Origin of the sequence: Paenibacillus xylanexedens, from assembly GCF_001908275.1 — a bacterium.
Lineage (GTDB): Bacteria > Bacillota > Bacilli > Paenibacillales > Paenibacillaceae > Paenibacillus > Paenibacillus xylanexedens_A.
In genome coordinates, this window is record NZ_CP018620.1 from 5,408,885 (window position 1) to 5,428,848 (window position 19,964).

Here is a 19,964-nt window from a genome sequence, read left to right on the forward strand (position 1 = left end):
TTTAATTTGCTTTTTAAGATGAAGAAATATTCTCTGTTCCGTACTTCCAGTGCATGTTGTTAGCTTGCCCGTGATGAAGGGTTAAGGTTCATCTGTTTCTCACGTTGACGTGCACGACGACCTTCACCTGGAGGGGTAATGATCAGTGCGAGCAACAGCGAGACAGCGCAGAGTACAGCAATCACGATGAAGGTTAGATGGAATCCGCCCAGCAGGGCGCTGATGAATGATCCAGCCAAAGCACCAAATCCAAATCCCTGATAGATCACACCATAGTTTTTGCTCTGATTTTTCAGTCCGAAGTAATCAGCCACAATCGCCGGGAATACCGTAATGTTACCGCCAAAGCAGAATGCAACGGCCGCCACACAGGCAAAGAAGATCCCGAAGGTCAGTGGAACCAGACTAAGTGTCATGACAGCTACGGCTGTAACCAGCAATGCACCAGCGATGACTTTCATTCGTCCTACTTTATCCGACAGCGCACCGAGAATAATACGTCCTGCCGTGTTAAAGATCGCAACCATGGCCACTGCATTCGCAGCGGTAGCTACATCAAGACCTGCAAGCTGTACACCGATATCTTTGACAATACCGATCAGATACAGGCCACTCATACACGCCGTGAAAAAAATAACAAACAGCATATACGCTTCTTTTGTACGCAGCATCTCTTTCACCGTATAGTCATGACGTGCTACGACTTGTTTGGATCCTTCCTTGCTTGCCGGAGCCTGTTCACGAACAACCGCTTCGCGGATCAGGAATGATCCCGCAACGACCAGAACCAGAACGATAATGCCCCAGTACATAAATGCCTGAGCAGGACCAACGGCACCAATCAATGCCGAGTTCACATATTTGAACAATAAACTACCGGTACCAAAGGCGCCGACTGAGATCCCCGAGATCAGACCTTTGCGCTCCGGGAACCATTTGATCAGATTAGACAGCGACGTAATGTACGCCGTACCATCTGCAAAACCAACGACAAATCCAGCCAAAATGTACAGCAGTGTTAACGAGGTGACTTGGGAACTCAGAATAAGACCCAGCCCAAGCACAACCCCGGCTACACGGATCAGGCGCTGAAGACCCCAACGTTCCTGCAACCGGCCTGCAAACAATGTGGCAAATGCCAAAGCAAAACTGGTAATTGAAAAAGTTATCGCGACCGAGCTGACGTCCCATCCGAAACGATCAGACAACGGTTGATTAAATAAACTCCAAGTATAGATGGTTCCAAGACCCATTTGTACAATGATGGTCCCCAACACAATAAGCCAGCGGTTCATTTTTGTAGGTGCAGATGTTGATTCAGGTGTTGATGAAACGGATGAAATGGTTGCTTTCATCGTGATCTCCCCTTTGCCGATGTCATATACATGAATGCGTTCACAAGCTAATCATACATGAAAGGGGATTCATTACACCGTTTTGAGCATGAGTTGCATCAGATGCGGAATGAAATGCTTCTAGATGCGCATGAGTTGCCTGAATTCTTTGACCTTACCGCGACTTACAGGTACTTCAGCCTCCAGATCGCGCAGACGGAGCAGATACGTATTGTTAAACCAAGGTACAATTTCACGGATTTGCGACAGATTTACGACGTACGAACGGTGGCAGCGAAAGAACGTATCCTGTGGCAGTCGGCTGTGAAAATCCGATATGCTCACTGGCATGGTGAACTCCCCATTTTTGGTATATACCTTCGTCACTTTCTCTTGTGCTTCCGCATAGTAGATATCTGCCGTATCCGTAACAATAATATTGTCATTCCGCAGCAGATTAATTCTTCTGTCCGTATGGGAATTCGTATCTCGTTCTCGTACCAGTTCACCATACGCAGCAGATCCATCCGCCGTAGGGGCTGGTACATCCTCAACATGTTGCTCCACCGGCGCATGATCACGTTTGAATGCAAGTTCCAGCTTATGGAGCATTGCAGCAATTCGTTTCTCGTCATACGGCTTCAGAATATAATCAAACGCCTCCAACTCAAAGGCTTCCGCTGCATGTTCCTTATACGCCGTAGTAAATACAATGTAGGGTTTCGTTGCAAACTTCCCAATATGATGGGCCAGCATCATACCGTCCAGCGAGGGAATATTGATATCGAGAAAAATAACATCTACTTCTTGTTCCTGCAAAAACTTCAGTACATCCAGCCCATCTTCAAGGCGGTCCACCACTTCAATCTGACTATGTTCCTGGATTAAATAATTCAATTCCTCACTTGCCAGAATCTCATCTTCCACAATAAGAGCTCTCATTGATCCATCATCACCTTGTTACGACATCTCCTTTGGGCACATCAAATAAAATATCGGTTCCTTGTTCCAGCCTAGTAATGGTTACACCTTGTCCGTAGATAAGCTTGACCCGGCGATGCACATTATATAGCCCGATCTGGTTACCAGGCATACGGTCGTGGTAGACACGTTCAATAATATCTGCACTGATGCCTGCTCCTGTATCACTGACACTGATTCGCACAAACTCCGGATAATCCTGTACCCGTATTCGAACAGTCCCGGGTCCTTTGACCTTGAGAATGCCATGAATAATTGCATTTTCCACGAGCGGCTGGATGACAAGGCTCGGAATATGCACCGCGACCTCATCAATCTCATAGATCACGTTAAGTCGGCTGCCAAAGCGAGCTTTCTCAATCTCCACATAATTACGGACCTGCTCCAGTTCCTTATGAATATCAATTAACTCATCCGACAGCTCCAGATTATAACGCATGTACCCGGATAGATTCACAATCAACTCCCGCGCTCGATCCGGTTTGGTTCGGATGGATGAAGCAATCGCATTTAACGCATTAAACAGAAAATGAGGATGAATGGTTGTCTGTAGCGCACGCAGCTCTGCTTTGTTGGCAGCAGCCTTGATCTCTTCTACCCGCGATACTTCCATCTGAGTTGAGATGATCTGCGATAAACCTACAGCCATCGTTTGCAAAGGATACGTAATTTTGTACGCTTTGCGATAATAGATTTTGAGCGCACCTGTAATGTCTCCTCGTTCTTTGAGCGGAATGATTAACAGCGAGTGGATATCGGGTGTTTTTTCATCAATCACATCATTACTGATCGTAATCTCCCCGCTGGATATCGTCTTCTTGGTCATCTCACTTATAATTTCATTACCGATATGATATCGTTCCTCACCAAATCCTACATAAGCCAGTACATTCCGGGTATCCGTAATTGCAACCGCATCGGCCTGAATATCCTCCTGAATAATCCGGCAAATTTTGCGCAGAGAATCCTCATCAATCGAACGGAAATACGGCAAGGTTTTGTTTGCAATCTCCAGTGCTAGCTTCGCCTGACGAGCCGCAATCATTTCCTTTTCCCCTTCAACACTCTGCACCAAGAGCACAATTAGCCCAATGTTGACTTCACCCAGAATCATAGGCAGCGCAATCTTCGAAACAATGTCGGCACCCAGTGGATCGGGATAGGAAAATAACAGAATCAATAACATCGTGAGTGCTTCACAGATCATTCCAGCACCAATACCGATAATCCATCGCTTGGGCTTGGGCGTGTACTTATGTATATATACGGAGACCAGACCCGCCAGGATACTTGTGATCAGACACGGTATAGCTGTGACTCCATCCATATCAATCAAATACCGATGTACCCCTGAAACAATACCCGTAATAATACCCACAGGCGCTCCGAACAAAATACCACCCGATAACACGGCGATGATCCGTACATTCACCAGTGAACCTTCAACATTAATGCCCGTATATGTCCCGAAAATGGCAAAAGCACAGAATAACAAGGTAACCGCAATAGACTCCTGCCACCTTAATTTCCCCTTTTGCAGAATCTGCCTAAACCTTGGCACCCTCGACAGAAAGAATAAAAATATAATCAACAGCGCCGCCCGTTCAAATAAACCCAGCAGCATCGTAAACATCTCCAATCGTACTTCCTCCACATCTGTTTGAAAAATAAAATGCATACCGACACAGCCACGCCTTTTTGACATAACTTCAAGGACATTAATCCATAAGGCTAGTACGTTCGTATGAAACAGTTTACCGCTCCCCCCAGAGGAAAGCAAAGTCCATCCTGTGAAAAAAATTCTACAGGACTACACCAAGTATGCATATGATAGTTCATCCTTTAACTTCCATGAAAATGTCCGACTCCAGAAAAACCTATGTTATAATCAGTTGTCATGTTATTCCAATTATTCAATGAAATTAATACAGAAAGGTGTTCATACATGCTTGCCATTCTACTTTTAGGTTTGCTTCTGTTTTTTATTCTTCTATGGCTCACCATTTATTGTGTCGCCAGACGATCCAAGGATCCTGAACGATCAACAAAGCTTGTCCTACAAATTATTTTATTTATTTCAATCCTAATTTTAATTGTACAGGACTACATTCTAAAAGAAGATCCTTATAACAGCACTATAATTGTAGTTCTACTCATAACCTTAATATTCATCAGCTCTTTTCAAGATAAAAGCAAGAGTACCAAAAGATAAAAATACATATAAACACAATTTAAAGCCCCACTAAATTCTCTATAGCATGCCTTCACCACAAAAAAGGGTGTTCCATCATGTCATACATGACTAATGGAACACCCCTTCTTAATTACCAAACAATCATTCGATGTAATTTGGTTTTTATAAAATGAACTCCAGCTACACAACAACGGAGAGTGCAGAACCAATCTGAAGAAGCGAAGCGTGCGCCTTTATCCCCGGATTTTACCCTTTAGAAAAGGGAATCAAAAAAATCCGGGGATAACAGCGATCGGAAGATGGTACTGCACTCGGAGTGGTCACGTGTAACACCCTGTAGTTCATTTTACCCCACCCAACATTACATAGAATCCCTACCTAAACATCCCCCACAGCTTAATCAAATGAAACGTATTGTTCGGATCAATCTTCTGCGCGAGTACAAACGCAACAAACTGCTCCTCCTGCGCCGGAGAGAAATTCTCATTCATAATGACAGCGGAAGACTTGACCAACCTTCTGACCTTGGCCTTATCTTGCAGATCAGACTTGGTCACGCCATCAATCAACTTTTTGATACGCTCTTTGACAGCGGGATTTTTCATCTTTAATTTGATCCGCTCCACCAGCTGCGGACTAATTCCATATTGTTGATAACCCAAAACGTATAGCACCTCCCAAAAGAATGAACTCACTTCTTATTCATATGTCGGGAGGGCTTGTACACTTGTCTTTTTTTACAAAGGTAATACGAAAAACCCGCTATTATGGCAAGCTTTAGTCAATCAGATCACCCTTGAATACTTGCTGTTGCTGTAGGAAATCACGCAGAGGTGCATAGTCCATGGAGGTCCAGAAAGTCGCATCCTCAATTAAGTGGGTCACGTCATCTCTGGCCTGTTCCAGCACAGCAAAATCAGCAACCATATCGGCAAGACGGAATTCAGGTAGTCCGCTCTGTTTGGTACCAAAGAAATCACCCGGACCCCGGAGATCCAGGTCACGCCGGGATACCTCGAATCCATCCTCCGTTTCCGTCATGACCTTCATGCGTTCCTGTCCAACCTCCGTCTTGGGATCAGCAATGAGTACACAATAGGAAGCATGCGCACCACGACCGACCCGACCACGAAGCTGATGCAGCTGGGAGAGACCGAAACGGTCCGCGTCCATAATGACCATCAACGTGGCATTTGGCACATCGACCCCGACCTCGACAACGGTGGTGGAGACAAGCAACTGAATATCATTGCTATAGAAGTCCCGCATCATCTCTTCTTTCTCCGCAGCCGTCATCCGTCCATGCAGCAGACCTACACGATATTTCGGAAAGTTCTGCTGCATCTGCACATGCAGATCAATGGCATTCTGCACATCCAGTTTCTCCGACTCTTCAATAAGCGGACAGATTAGATAGGCCTGACGGCCCTGATCCACTTCTCTGGAGATAAACCCGAGCACCCGCTCCATCATATCGTGCTTAACCCAATACGTAGAGATGGGAATCCGTCCCTTCGGACGTTCCGAGATCGTGGATACTTCAATATCCCCAAAAGCCGTAATCGCAAGTGTCCGCGGAATTGGCGTAGCCGTCATCGTTAACACATCCGGATTATATCCTTTGCGTCGTAAAACGCTGCGCTGATTCACCCCGAAGCGATGCTGCTCGTCCGTCACCACAAGACCCAGATCACGGAAGAAAACATCTTCCTGAATCAGGGCGTGTGTACCCACCACGATATCAATCATGCCCATTTGCAACGAGGCGATCAGATCTTTACGTTTGCGTCCATTTACACTGCCCGTTAACAGCCCTACGGTTACCCCAAACGGTTCAAACAGCTTTTGCAGTGACCGCATATGCTGCTCCGCCAGAATCTCTGTAGGCACCATCAGAGCCCCTTGGAACCCAGATCGAACAGTCGTGTATAGCGCAATTGCTGCAATAACCGTTTTACCCGATCCGACATCACCCTGCAATAACCGGTTCATTGCATAGGGCGAACGCATATCACGCAGAATTTCAAGCTCCACCTTTTTCTGAGCATCTGTTAATTCAAAAGGTAAACTGCGTACAAACTCACGGATTGTCGTATTGTCCGTGGTATGCACCACACCATCCATGCGATTCCGGTTGAGCGCGCGATACGCCTGCATTTTCAACTGGAACAGAAACAGCTCCTCATACACCATCCGCTGTCTAGCCTGTTGACCTTCCCGGTTGTCCTGTGGACGATGAATTCCTGCAATCGCCTGCTTGCGTGGCATCAAGCTGTATTTCTTCATCAAGGACTGAGGCAAAATCTCAGGAATCATATCTCCGAATTGGATTAATCCCTGATTGATCGTTTTCCGCATCCATTGTTGCGTCAGCTTGCCGGTTACCGAATATACAGGTTGAAGTGTACCTGAACGCCCATCGCCTTTATCGGGGAACTCCGAGTCAGTCACTGTCATCTGCATGCGTTTTTGTTCCCATTTTCCCGTAATCACAATCTCCCGATTGGGGGTAAGCTGTTCTTTGAGGAAATGGCGATTGAACCAGGTGGCTGTAATCATCCACTCTTCCGTCATGATCTTACAGGTGAGACGAGACTTTTTACCGTATCGCTGTAATACAGGAATACCCATCACCTGTCCCTGGACCGTAATCTTGTCCCCATCCTTCACTTCACTAAGTGAACGCAGACGATAATCCTCGTAACGGAACGGATAATATTCAAGCAGGTCTTTAACAGTAGAGATGCCAAAGGCGTGAAGCTCTCCCTCTTTGAGAGCACTCACGCCGTTAATTTGCTTAACTGATATTTCTTCCAATTTCATGTCTAATCCCTCATTCCGGAACAGGCCACATAAAGATCGCAATGACACCAGGTCCAACATGGCTGCCTACAACGGCTCCAATATTGGTATAGACCACTTCATTCAGTGTAAAATGACCACGCAGCTGCTCTGCACAAGCGATCGCTGATCCCGGGTCAGCGGTATGACCTACCGCCAGGTTCACCCGTTTGCCTGCAAGATCCTTCTGGAACAGCTCAATAATGCGTGCCATTGCTTTTTTATGACCTCTGACTTTCTCAACTGCGTAGATAACGCCTTCTTCATCAATAGACAGGATCGGCTTAATGTTAAGCAACGTTCCCAAGATGGCTGAAGCTTTGCCAATCCGGCCGCCTTTTTGCAGATACTCAAGGGTATCCACGAGAAAGAACAATTTACGAGATTTTTGCATCCCTTCAATAGCAGCAGCGATTTCGACTGCTGACTTGCCCTGTTCGGCAAGTTCAGCAGCCTGTACCACCATTAGACCGTATCCATACGATGCTGACTTCGAATCCAGCACGGTGATGTCACCCTCACGCTCCAGCAAAGACTTGCCAAGCATGGCCGATTGATAGGTACCACTCATGCCGGATGACAGGTGGATCGATACAATCGGGCGTTCCGGGTTCTCATCAAGCAATGCTTGGTACACATTCATGAAATCGGTTGGAGATGGCTGTGAAGTTGTAGGCAACACCGATACCTTCTTCAACTTTTCGTAGAACTGTTCCGAAGTCAGATCAACGCCATCTGCATAGGTCTCTTCACCGAACAGAAGGCGCAGCGGAACAATGTGAATCCCGTATTTGCGAATGAGTTCTTCGGGAATATCCGCCGTACTGTCTGTTACAATCGCAACCTTGTGGCTCATGACTCTCCTCCTCTTCGCTAGAGTGCTATAAGTACATGTTCAAAAAGTCAACCAGAGACTTTTTGAACAACCTTTATTAGGACTCTACGGAGAACAAATAATAATACACAGGCTGTCCTCCAAGATGTACCTCTACCTCAGCATCAGGATACTGTACTTCAAGCCATGCAGCGAGGGCAGCAGTAACCTCAGGGTCAGCTTCGTCCCCTTCAAGGATCGTCACCACTTCATCTCCACTCTCCATCATCTGTTTGAGCAGACCTTCACATGCTTGAAGCATGGTTTCATCCGTCGCTACAATTTTGGAGTTATGAATACCTATATAGTGCCCCGCCTTAATATCTAATTCATCATATTGCGTATCACGAACCGCATGAGTCACTTGACCGGACTGTACCCGGCTGATGGCCTCCAACATTTGATCACGGTTTGTTTCCGCAGACTCATCTTCCTGGAAAGCAAAGGCAGCAGCCATCCCCTGTGGAATGGTCTTGCTTGGAATAACCGTAATCCGGCGCTCATCTTCAAGCAATTCACGAGCCTGCTCCGCAGCCAGTACAATATTCGAGTTATTCGGGAGTATAAATACCTGCTCCGCAGCAATGGAACGAACGGCTTTCACAAAATCCTCAGTACTCGGATTCATCGTCTGTCCACCGGACAGAACAACATCAACGCCAAGACTTTGGAAAATCTCTGCAATACCGTCACCGGAGGATACCGCAATAAAACCATACGGTGCCATCTCATCTGCTGGAAGCACAGCCTCTTCCATACTGCGCGCTGCCTCAGGTGGAATGTCTGCAAACAATTCAGGTGATGGAGCAATGTCCATGCCTGCTGTCAGGAGATCCCGATGCTGTTCACGCATATTGAGAATATGAATCTGTGTAATCTCACCATAATGCAGCGCCAAGTTTAATACATCGCCTGGTGTCTTGGAATGGACATGAACTTTGATGACTTCATCATCGGCAATGATGATGATCGAATCCCCATTAACTGACAACGCTTTCCGGAATGCTTCGTCATCAAATGCCACTCCTGCGTTCTCTCCAAGCTCACGATTAATGAAGAATTCCATATCATACAGGAATTCAATATCTTCCGTTTCCAGTCTCGCCTGAGCAGACAATGGCATCTCTGGTGCAATCACCTGCTGCTGTGCAGGCTTCTTGATATCCACTTCTGTCGGTGCAGCCGGTTTCAAAGCAGATGCTGCCACGGATGGGGTTACTTCTTTGTTCAGTGAAGTACGACTCCCTCCGTCACTTTGCAGCAATACTTCCATAAAGCCCTCGTAGATATATACAAGCCCCTGACCACCTGAATCCACAACACCAACCTGTTTCAGTACAGGCAGTAATTCCGGAGTCATTGCCAGTGCTTCTTTTGCTTTTAACAAAACTTCATTCATTAATTCAGTAATATCATTCGTCCGTCTTGCGTAGTAGTTGGCATGTTTCGCCGCTTCCTTGGCTACGGTAAGAATGGTCCCTTCAACGGGCTTTACGACTGCTTTGTAAGCTGCGTCAACACCGTTCTGCAGGGCTGCTGCAAATTGGAGCGTATTCAGTTCCTCATAGGGAGCAGCTGAACGACTAAAACCACGGAACAATTGCGACAGAATAACTCCTGAATTCCCCCGTGCGCCCATAAGCAGGCCTTTCGATAGAATACCGGCAGCTTCGCCGATGGAGGCAGAACTTTTTCTTTTAATCTCTGCGACTCCTGCACTCATTGTCAAATTCATGTTCGTTCCCGTGTCACCATCCGGCACAGGGAAAACATTCAGGGAATTGACGTGCTCTGCATGCTGTCCAAGTTGTTCCGCTCCGGCAAGTACCATTGCGGTGAAATCTGTTCCATTTAAAGAACGTATACTCAAGTGAGAATTCCCCTTCCTAGCTTGATACACGAACACCTTGCACCAAGATGTGTCTGGTCTGTTCATGCGCTAACGCGGACTGCGTTATTCTTCGTCCATACCTTGTCCGGCACAGGCATACAATACAACATGTCAGCCGGATTAACGGTCTGGGCGGCCGGGCTACCAATATCCTGCACTCTCTGCACCCCTAACTTCGGGGCATACGGATATGCACCGGTATCAAGAGCCGGCATGAATGCCGCATGGAGACTGGTGCCAATGATGGAATGCCGCAGCTCACAGCGTTGCCAAAAAGCAGACCACCGACCTCTAAGTACGGTTTATTCTCCGACTTCCTCGCGGCAACAGCCTGTTCACCACTGTATTATGGACTACTCAACATTGTACTATATTAGACAGGAGAAATAAATAAAGTTTTTGGATCAGTTGACGAAGCTTTTTTAATTATGATATTATATTCAAGTATTGTTTTATGCAGGTTAAGTAATGGAAATGATCCGGTTCATGCCGGCTTAAACAACGCCATTAGCTACTGAAACCTGATCTTTATGATCAGGAAGAACAATTTAGTCCTTATGGAATGACTTTTCGTTTCTGAAGGCAACTGGTTATTTTAGGATAGGAGGTGTAATCTATGTCTCGCAAATGTTATGTGACAGGTAAGAAACCGGGCACCGGTAACCACGTATCCCACGCTAACAACCGTAACCGTCGTACTTGGGGCGTAAACGTTCAGAAGGTCCGCATTCTCGTTGACGGCAAACCAAAACGTGTATACGTAAGCACCCGTGCACTGAAAGCCGGTAAAGTGACTCGCGTATAATCACGCAAAGCTACTATAAATCGGGTAAGCAAAAAGCACCTTGTTCCTTGCAGGTGCTTTTTTGGTATTCAAAAAAGGGATTCTTGAATACGCTCATTAACATGTGAATGGCCGCCGCATGGCGCTTCGCAGGTACGAATTCCAGATAAGCCTGAGCCAAAGCGGCGGTATTCCCTGTTACCTTATCAATCGGATCAGTGCTTTTGAAACGTATTAAGAATCGCCTTTACAAACCCTCCCAAAAACTTCGGCAGTTTGAATGTGTAAAATTTCATAATTCACCCTCCCCATCATGCTCATGCGTCCGCCGTATCCTATGCTTCAGGCCTTCTTTACCTCAAACACGACAAAAAAGGCTACATGAGAAACCTGCTCATGTAACCATATTTATGCGGAACCTTCGATCCCTATTCCACAATGACAAGCCCGAAGATCAGGTCATTTACGTTTGGGCAGGAATATATTGATAGGCAGCGATCATGAAAACACTCAGTAAATAATACAGTATGCCGAAAATGACAAAAGTAACCCGATGTCCCGTACGATCAAATTTGCGGAAATACATAATAACAACGCCTACCCCGATTAATGACGTAATAGCATTAAACGGGGATTGAATAACCGCAAACAAAGCAAGCACAAGTCCCGTCACGAGACTCGCAGCCATCGTCCACAGTGTCTCCTTGAGGGTCATAGATCAGCCTCCGTAGCTACGGCGAATTTCAGTAATCGCGGCAGCACGATCCTCACGTCCAAATACGGCACTCCCAGCAACGAGCACATCTGCTCCAGCTTCCACCACAAGCGGGGCTGTATCGGCAGCAATTCCGCCATCTACTTCGATATGTACATCATGGCGTCCCTTTTCGTTCAACCAGGTACGAATCTGCTTGATTTTGTTCATGGTACCCGAGATGAAAGCCTGTCCACCAAAGCCAGGATTGACCGTCATAACAAGAACCATGTCCACATCATCCAGAACTTCGAGAATGGCAGACGCTGGCGTTCCTGGATTAAGGGCAACTCCTGCCTTCACTCCTTGCTCCTTAATTAAATGAATAACGCGGTGCAAATGCACACAAGCCTCAGCATGAACGGTAATTACCGCTGCACCCGCTTTGGCAAATTCCTCAACATAACGCTCCGGATTCTCAATCATCAAATGCACATCGAGCGGTAAGCTTGTATGTGGAGCGATTGCTTTCACAATCGCAGGTCCAAGCGTAATATTAGGGACGAAATGACCGTCCATAACGTCAACATGAATCCAGTCTCCTCCTGCAGCTTGGGCTTCTGCAACTTCCGCACCAAGGCGGGCAAAGTCAGCTGATAATATCGATGGGGCAATTTTAATCATGTTAATACCTCCGCTTCTTATCTTTCATTTCGGTCAGGAACAGCACATAGTGCTGATATCGGCTTTCGGAGATCAGACCTTCCTCCTTCGCCGCAAGCACACGACAGCCTGGTTCATGTGTATGGGTACAACCTCGGAATTTGCACTGATCTGCAAACTGGGCGAATTCGCGGAAACAAGTGGAGAGTTCCTCCACACCGATCTCCAGAAAGTCCAGTTGGCTGAATCCTGGCGTATCCGCAACAAATCCACCATTATCCAACGGAATAAGTTCCACGTGCCTAGTGGTGTGTTTCCCTCGTCCTAGTCGCATGCTGATTGCATTTGTCTCCAGCGTCAGGCCCGGCATCAATGCATTTAACATCGAAGACTTGCCTACACCGGATTGTCCGGAGAATACGCTGATCTTACCAGCCAGACGATCTCTGAGCAATTCACTTCCTTCACCGGTACGTGAACTTGTGGAGATCACTTCATAACCAACCTGTTCATACAATGCTTTCACTTCAGCAACAGTGTCTTTGGATGGATCAGCCAAATCCAGTTTGGTCAACACAATGAGTGCATCCAGCCCCGCCTGCTCGATGTGAACAAGGAACTTGTCCAACAGGTTCAGGTTCATATCCGGTTCCTTCACAGAGAACACGAGAACAGCCAAACTTACATTCGCTACAGGAGGACGGATAAGTTCCGTCTCACGCTTCCGAATTTCATCAACCGTTCCTTCTCCGTTCTCAGTCAACATGTAGCTGACGCGATCACCTACAAGCGGTGACGTTCCCCGCTTTCTGAAGATACCTCTGGCTCGACATTGAACGGCGGAACCTTCAACCGAAGGAACCCCGTTGTCTTCCACTGGCATGACATAATAGTAACCGCTTAGCGCTTTAACGATGATACCTTCTGGCATAGCTCCGACGCCCTCCTTTAGATGGTGGTACATTTACTCCAGACGCCAGCATAAGCCGCCCTTATGGACGGCTTGATGCGTTAACGACTTCCTTTTTCTTCTCTTTTTCCTTGCCGTGCCCCTTACCATTATTCATGGCAGAAGTGTCCTCATCTACGCTGTCACCCTCACCGTCTGCCGGTGTGGACTCAGGTTCACCTTCCTGATTGGGATCAACACTTCCCTCATCAACGCTACCTTCACCTGGATCAGGCTCATTTTCTGGCGGCGTCTCCGTGGTTTGTTCCGGGTCAATGGAAGGTACATTCACTGTTCCGTTTTTGGCTTCACTGTAGGAGACAAGATACGTATCCAGGAACTGCCCATCACGATATACAGACACAGCCCCATTTTCATTTGGAGCTAGCACAAGTGGAATGGTCAAGGTTTGGGTTGAGTTCACAGTGCGGGTTCCCCATTCCTGATTCTTGCCACGTGCGTCTTCATACGTGATACGGATTTTACTGTTTTTGCCCTCTTCTTTGGGTGAAACATTGATATTAAAAGGATATTCCAGCGCTTCGGGCGGATACCCTGTACTGATAAAGATTGTAATCTTATCACCAGGACTCACCTCTGTGCCCGCTTCCACAGGCCATTGCTGCGTCACTTTGCCCTGGTCCACCGTATAACTTGATTCTTCCTGTACCTGAGCAAGCACAAGTCCAGCAGATTTCAGTTTTTCTTCGGCTTCACTGCGGGTAAGATTTTTCAGATCAGGCATTTTGACCGTTTCAGTACCTTTGCTTACGGTCAACTCAATCTGAACTATAGCAGGATCAAATTCCTCATTCACACCCGGTGTCTGGGAAATAACAGAACCTGAAGCCACATCATTGGAGAACTCTTCTTTCCGCTGAATCTGATCTTCCTTAATACCAAGCGCAGTCAGCTTCTTGACAGCCTCATCATAAGTTACTTGTTTGACATCAATCATCTTCAAAAGTTCTTTTTCTGCACCAACACTGATCTGGACCTCGGATCCTTCTTTGACAACATCGCCTTCTTTTCTGCTCTGTTCATAGACGATACCGGGTTCGACACCTTCCTGGTACAGACGGATGACCTCATCACTGACGACGAGTCCTTTCTCCTCAAGCATTTCCCGAGCTTTTTCTTCTGTCTGGGTGATCACGTTAGGCACGGTTACTTCAGGTACAACCAGCATACCCTTGACATACCATACAACGCCCACCATGGCGATTAGAATAAGAACGGTTAATGAAATGAGTAGTGCTGGCTTCTTCCAGCTCTTGGATTTTGCCTTACCCTTGCCAGTTTCTTCGTTAGACTCCATCACTGGCACCGCACCCGTGGATGTAACTCCACGCGGTTCAGGCTTGATCGCTGGCATTACGCGAGTCTGGTCTATATCATCCTCATCCGGAAAATCAATCTTCGTTTCATTACGTCTCTCCGGCATCAGGCAAGTTTCCAGATCGGTCTGCATTTCTTTGGCCGACTGATAACGTTCCTGCGGATTTTTACGCATGGATTTTAAGATGACATTTTCCACACTTTGCGGAATCAATGGATTGAATTTGCGTGGTTCATCGAACTCTTCCTGCAAATGCTTCAATGCCACACTGATTGGACTTTCACCCAGAAACGGAAGTTGCCCGGTAAGCATTTGGTAAAGTACGATCCCAAGAGAATATAAGTCCGATTTTTCACCAGTAACGATGCCTTTGGCATGCTCCGGTGAGAAATAATGTACAGAACCAACTACGGAACCCGTCTGCGTAATCGTTGTAGATGTAACCGCACGGGCAATCCCGAAATCCGTTACTTTCACACGGCCATTCCGGCCAATTAATATATTGTGGGGTTTGATATCCCGATGAATGATTTGATTATGATGTGCATGATCAAGAGCATCTGCAATCTGGGAAGCGATTCGCACCGATTCGTCCACCTGCAGAGGGGCGCGTTCTTTAATAATTTCATTCAAGTTTTTGCCTTCCACGTACTCCATGACAATATAATGAACGTCATCTTCCTGCCCCACGTCATAAATGCTAACTACATTCGGATGAGACAGCGATGCTGCCGACTGTGCTTCCCTGCGGAAACGGCGAATAAACTCTTCGTCATGCACAAACTGTTGTCTAAGGACTTTGATCGCTACATTCCGGTTCAACAGAAGATCCTGGGCTTTGTACACAAGAGCCATGCCGCCACCGCCGACACGCTCAATCACTTCATAGCGTCCGCCTAGCTGGTGCCCAATCATGACTCACACCCCGTTTCCGTATCCACGGAACCTTCCCTCTGCAACTCGAACAATGCAACCGTGATGTTGTCGTCTCCCCCAGCAAGTAAAGCCAACTGAAGCAGTCGGTCTGCACGATCTTCCAATGCCAGTTCCAGATTGCCAGCAACCTGAATAATCTGCTCATTGCTGACCAGGTTACTGAGACCATCACTGCACAGGAGAAGAACTTCGCCTTCCTCCAGCTTGACGGTATCCAGATCTACCTTCACCTCGGCATCTGTTCCAAGCGCACGAGTTAGTACGTTGCGACGTGGATGATGGGACACATCCTCTTTGCTAATCTGACCATTTTTGAACAATTCATTCACCAGTGTATGGTCCTCGGTTAGCTGGATCACAGCTTTGTTCGCAATTTTGTAGGCTCTGCTATCACCGATGTGTCCAATAACACCTTCCGTATCGTTCAATAAAGCCGCAACCACCGTTGTTCCCATGTTGTGATACTTGTCATCTGTTGATGCCGTGCGGAAGATAACTTCGTTGGCATGCAAAATAGCATCGCTGAGAGCCGCAGACAGAGACGCATGTGACAGACCTGGTTCCAGTGTTCCCAGATCTTTCACCAACGTCTCTACTGCCAAGCGGCTTGCCGTATCCCCTGCAAGATGTCCACCCATGCCATCGGCAACAATACCCAGAATATATCCTGTATCGAGATTACGAATCCAGGCTGAATCTTCATTCACCGAACGCACTCGTCCGATATGGCTCACATGAACTGTTTTGATCAAAACGTTCTCACCTCAACTCCATATGCTTTGCACGAAGCTGACCGCAAGCGGCAGCAATATCATGTCCCTGTTCACGACGAATGGTTACATTAACACCCTGTTCCGAGAGAATCTTCTGAAAATTGAAAATGTCGCTTCTCGATGTTCTTACGTATTTGCGTTCAGGTACATGGTTAACCGGAATCAGATTCACGTGGCACAACATGTTCTTAAGCACACTTGCCAGTTCTGCTGCATGCTCTGGCTGGTCGTTTACCCCACCAATAAGTGCATACTCGAACGTAATTCTCCGACCTGTTTTGGCCAAATAATAACGAAGGGACTCCATCACATCTTCAAAAGGAAAACGCCGGTTAACCGGCATCAATTTCGAACGCAACGCATCATTTGGTGCATGGATCGAAATGGCGAGGTTAATCTGTGTATCTTCATCTGCAAACTTGTAGATGTTCGGAACGATTCCGCTCGTGGATACCGTGATGTGACGCTGACCGATGTTCAGCCCTTTTTCATGAATCATAATGCGCAGGAAAGTCATCGTAGCTTCATAGTTTTCGAAAGGTTCACCCGAACCCATGATCACGATGCTGCTGACACGCTCGCCTCGTTCATCCAGAATTTTCTGAGCCTGCACAACCTGGGCAACAATCTCCCCAGCCGTAAGGTTACGCTTGAGACCACCCAAGGTGGATGCACAGAACGTACAACCAATACGACAACCAACCTGTGTGGTTACACAGATGCTGTTCCCGTAGTTATGCTTCATGATTACTGTCTCAATGGCATGATCATCATGAAGACCAAAGAGGAATTTAACCGTTCCATCCTTGGATTCAAACTTGGTAATTTCCTTAAGCGTTACAAATTCAAATTGCTCTGTCAGCTTTTCACGCAACGGCTTGGACAGATTGGTCATTTCACTGAAATCATTCACGCGTTTTACATAAATCCAGTCAAAGATTTGGCCACCGCGAAACGCCGGCTCCCCATTCTCCACAGCCCATTGCTGCAGTTGTTCCAGAGAATAATCATATATAAAAGGTTTCATTTTGTTGTCAACACCTATTCCTTCTTTTCTTTTCGTTGGCTTCCTTCTTTTCGTTCCATTCGTCCTATTCTATCACAAAGACCACGTTACATCCATGTATACCCTTGATATCTGTACTTCATGCATTATAACATCTCAATGCCGCCATCGCACCCTGTCATCACATTCTCTGACAATTATATCGAAGTCCCATCACAAAGAAATCCGCCGAAGTTCCCCTCGGCGGTCATACTTCCGTGCTCTATTAAACTGTTATTCCGCTGTTTTTGTCAACCGTGCGATGAAAAATCCGTCACTGTGAGCGTATTGTGGCAAAATCTGAATACCACCGTTCACAACCTTCAAGTTCGCTGTCTCCGATTCAGACCAGACGGATGTTTCTGCTGGGCTGTATTCCGGATGTCGATTCAAGAAGTCTGCAACCATATCCTCATTCTCAGCAGGCTCAATCGTACACGTGCTATACACCAGAATACCACCTGGTTTTAACAACGGCGCAACATGATCAAGCAATTCACGCTGCAAGCCTGCGATATCTTCGATATCTTTTATGGTTTTGGTCCATTTCACATCAGGCTTGCGGCGAATAACACCCAGACCTGAACATGGTGCATCCAGCAAAATGCGGTCAAACGACGCTTCCGGATACCGTTCATTCAGGTCTAGCGCATCTCCAGTTACAGCATCGATACAAGTCAGACCGAGACGCTCCGCCTGATCCAGAATCAGTTGGCGCTTGTGAGCATGTACATCATTCGCGACAATACGACCGCGATCCTGCATTTTCTCAGCCATGTGAGCTGTTTTACCACCTGGAGCTGCGCAGCAATCCAATACAAGTTGGTCTACTTCTGGCGCAACTGCTTCAGCGACAAGCATGGAACTTTCGTCCTGTACAGAGAACAACCCGTCCCGATACCAGGACGTTAGAGCCATGTTTCCGCCACTACGTACAAGAATTCCATCGGAACTCAGCTGAGAAGCTTCAACGACTGCACCTGTACGGGTCATCTCATGCATCAGTTTCTCCCGTGTGGTCATTGTTGTGTTGACCCGGACACTCACCGCTGGCGGCTCATTATTCGCACGACAGATCGCTTCCGCTGTCTCTTCGCCGTACTGGGCAATCCAGCGTTCAACCATCCATAACGGGTGGGAATGCTCCAGTGAAATACGTTCTGCAACGGGCAGATGTTCTGGAATACGAAGTTCATCCCGATTGCGGATCATATTGCGGAGCACTCCATTCACCATACCCGAGATTCCCTGATGGCCCAGTTTCTTCGCCAGATTAACCGCTTCGCTCACCACGGCATGCTCCGGAATACGATCCAGGTATATCATCTGATATACGCTGATCCGCAGCAGGCTACGAACCCATGGTTGCAGTTTGGATACTCCTTTGGCGACGTAACGTTCCAGAAAATAATCAAGTGTATTCAATCTCGCGATTGTTCCATACACCAATTCGGTAGCTAGTCCAGCATCTGCGGGGCTTAAATCCGCCTCTTTCAGACGGCGGTTCAACTCCAGATTACTGTATGCTCCATCTTGCTCAACAGCACTCAGAACCTTGACTGCCAATGTACGAGCAGATGTTTTGGGTTGCTGGGAGCGCGATGCACCACCCGATTTACCCGAATTCGGACGACGGTTTCCTTCACGTCCGGATGAATTCCCATTAGCTTTCTGGCCTTTTCCTGACGAACGACCTGGTATGTTACCGCTCATCGCAGCACCGTTCCAGGTTTCAGTGTACCACCGCGAGCAAAGTCAGCGGCCTGCATCACCTTTTTGCCTGCAGGTTGCACTTCAGTCAACCACAGAGACCCATCCCCAGTGCGAACTTCAATCCCTGCCTTGTTCAATTGCAGCACGGTTCCCGGCTCTGCTTGTCCAGCATCCGAAGAAGTTGCCAGATCCACCTGATCGGGGTTAGCCGTTGCCCAGACTTTGAAGACCTGATCATCCCACATCGTAAATGCACCGGAGAACGGCACAAGACCACGAATCTGATTGAACAGTTCACGTGAAGTACGACTCCAGTCCATTTTCTCGTCATCCCGAGTCAGATTGCGAGCATACGAAGCCTCGGCATCATCCTGAGGGACCGCCGTTGTCTCGCCTGCAATCAATCGTGGCATTTCTGCCTGAAGCAGTTTGGAACCAGCCTCACTTAATTTATCAAACATCGATCCTGATGTATCTTCATCCGTAATTGGCAGTTCCACACGCGAAATCATATCTCCGGTGTCCAAGCCTTCAGCCATATACATCAATGTGACTCCTGTCACGGATTCTCCGTTAATAATGGAACGTTGGATCGGGGCTCCTCCCCGATATTTCGGTAAAAGAGAGCCGTGCACGTTCACACAACCGCGAACAGGCATATCCAGCACGGCTTTGGGCAGAATCTGTCCAAAGGCCGCGGTTACGATCAGATCCGGCTTCCATTCAGCCAAGCGGGCTACCGCTTCCGGATCACGCAATTTAACAGGTTGAAACACCGGCAGACCGTGGCGTTCTGCCGCGGCCTTAACCGGTGTTGGCGTAAGTACTTTTTTGCGTCCTTGTGGTTTGTCAGGCTGAGTCACCACACCCACCACATTGTATCCCTCTGCCATCAGCATATCGAGAGAAGGAACTGCAAATTCAGGTGTTCCCATAAAAACAATATTCAAATC

The 19,964-nt window shown here is 47.3% G+C and carries 17 protein-coding genes; 1 reads left to right on the forward strand and 16 read right to left on the reverse strand.

Features of this window, described 5'->3' with window-relative positions; all coding sequences use genetic code 11:
* Window positions 1–59: 59 nt before the first annotated feature.
* The 7 genes from BS614_RS23590 to BS614_RS23625 form a co-directional block, all read right to left on the reverse strand.
* Complete coding sequence (locus tag BS614_RS23590) at window positions 60–1,295, reverse strand: L-lactate MFS transporter (RefSeq protein WP_074096973.1); 1,236 nt, start codon at window positions 1,293–1,295, stop codon at window positions 60–62.
* Between the two features lie 180 nt (window positions 1,296–1,475).
* A complete protein-coding gene (locus tag BS614_RS23595) occupies window positions 1,476–2,276 on the reverse strand; it encodes a LytR/AlgR family response regulator transcription factor (protein WP_074095755.1) in 801 nt (266 codons plus the stop codon).
* A 10-nt stretch (window positions 2,277–2,286) separates the two neighbouring features.
* Complete coding sequence (locus tag BS614_RS23600) at window positions 2,287–3,939, reverse strand: sensor histidine kinase (protein ID WP_074096974.1); 1,653 nt, start codon at window positions 3,937–3,939, stop codon at window positions 2,287–2,289.
* 944 nt (window positions 3,940–4,883) lie between these two features.
* Complete coding sequence (locus BS614_RS23610) at window positions 4,884–5,171, reverse strand: stage VI sporulation protein F (RefSeq protein WP_036614589.1); 288 nt, start codon at window positions 5,169–5,171, stop codon at window positions 4,884–4,886.
* A gap of 115 nt (window positions 5,172–5,286) precedes the next feature.
* Complete coding sequence (gene recG / locus BS614_RS23615) at window positions 5,287–7,332, reverse strand: ATP-dependent DNA helicase RecG (RefSeq protein ID WP_074095757.1); 2,046 nt, start codon at window positions 7,330–7,332, stop codon at window positions 5,287–5,289.
* 10 nt (window positions 7,333–7,342) lie between these two features.
* Window positions 7,343–8,206, reverse strand: coding sequence for a DegV family protein (locus BS614_RS23620; protein WP_074095758.1), 864 nt, complete (start codon window positions 8,204–8,206; stop codon window positions 7,343–7,345).
* 76 nt (window positions 8,207–8,282) lie between these two features.
* Window positions 8,283–10,094 (reverse strand): DAK2 domain-containing protein, encoded by a 1,812-nt coding sequence (locus tag BS614_RS23625; RefSeq protein ID WP_074095759.1) that lies wholly within the window; start codon window positions 10,092–10,094, stop codon window positions 8,283–8,285.
* Window positions 10,095–10,731: 637 nt separating this feature from the next.
* Between BS614_RS23625 and rpmB the strand changes: the two genes are divergently transcribed.
* Complete coding sequence (rpmB, locus tag BS614_RS23630; protein ID WP_017687459.1) at window positions 10,732–10,920, forward strand: 50S ribosomal protein L28; 189 nt, start codon at window positions 10,732–10,734, stop codon at window positions 10,918–10,920.
* 194 nt (window positions 10,921–11,114) lie between these two features.
* Here rpmB and spoVM read toward each other — a convergent pair whose 3' ends face one another.
* The 9 genes from spoVM to fmt form a co-directional block, all read right to left on the reverse strand.
* Window positions 11,115–11,195, reverse strand: coding sequence for a stage V sporulation protein SpoVM (spoVM, locus tag BS614_RS23635; RefSeq protein WP_017687458.1), 81 nt, complete (start codon window positions 11,193–11,195; stop codon window positions 11,115–11,117).
* A gap of 167 nt (window positions 11,196–11,362) precedes the next feature.
* Window positions 11,363–11,614, reverse strand: a complete 252-nt coding sequence (locus tag BS614_RS23640) for a hypothetical protein (RefSeq protein WP_047843680.1) — start codon at window positions 11,612–11,614, stop codon at window positions 11,363–11,365.
* Between the two features lie 3 nt (window positions 11,615–11,617).
* Entirely contained in the window at window positions 11,618–12,277 is a 660-nt protein-coding gene (gene rpe, locus BS614_RS23645) for a ribulose-phosphate 3-epimerase (protein ID WP_017687456.1), read from the reverse strand.
* Between the two features lies 1 nt (window position 12,278).
* The gene (gene rsgA, locus BS614_RS23650) at window positions 12,279–13,187 is read right to left on the reverse strand and encodes a ribosome small subunit-dependent GTPase A (RefSeq protein ID WP_047843681.1); all 909 of its coding nucleotides are present in this window, start codon (window positions 13,185–13,187) and stop codon (window positions 12,279–12,281) included.
* Between the two features lie 61 nt (window positions 13,188–13,248).
* Entirely contained in the window at window positions 13,249–15,459 is a 2,211-nt protein-coding gene (gene pknB / locus BS614_RS23655) for a Stk1 family PASTA domain-containing Ser/Thr kinase (protein ID WP_074095760.1), read from the reverse strand.
* Window positions 15,456–16,232 carry a Stp1/IreP family PP2C-type Ser/Thr phosphatase gene (locus BS614_RS23660; RefSeq protein WP_036614606.1) on the reverse strand — a complete coding sequence of 259 codons (777 nt, stop codon included), beginning with the start codon at window positions 16,230–16,232 and terminating at the stop codon, window positions 15,456–15,458. Before BS614_RS23660 ends, pknB begins: the two co-directional genes overlap by 4 nt.
* 7 nt (window positions 16,233–16,239) lie before the next feature.
* On the reverse strand, window positions 16,240–17,280 hold the full coding sequence (rlmN, locus tag BS614_RS23665; protein ID WP_036614609.1) for a dual-specificity RNA methyltransferase RlmN: 1,041 nt from the start codon (window positions 17,278–17,280) through the stop codon (window positions 16,240–16,242).
* A gap of 252 nt (window positions 17,281–17,532) precedes the next feature.
* A complete protein-coding gene (gene rsmB, locus BS614_RS23670) occupies window positions 17,533–19,011 on the reverse strand; it encodes a 16S rRNA (cytosine(967)-C(5))-methyltransferase RsmB (RefSeq protein WP_074095761.1) in 1,479 nt (492 codons plus the stop codon).
* Entirely contained in the window at window positions 19,008–19,961 is a 954-nt protein-coding gene (gene fmt, locus BS614_RS23675) for a methionyl-tRNA formyltransferase (RefSeq protein ID WP_074095762.1), read from the reverse strand. Before fmt ends, rsmB begins: the two co-directional genes overlap by 4 nt.
* Between the last annotated feature and the right edge of the window lie 3 nt (window positions 19,962–19,964).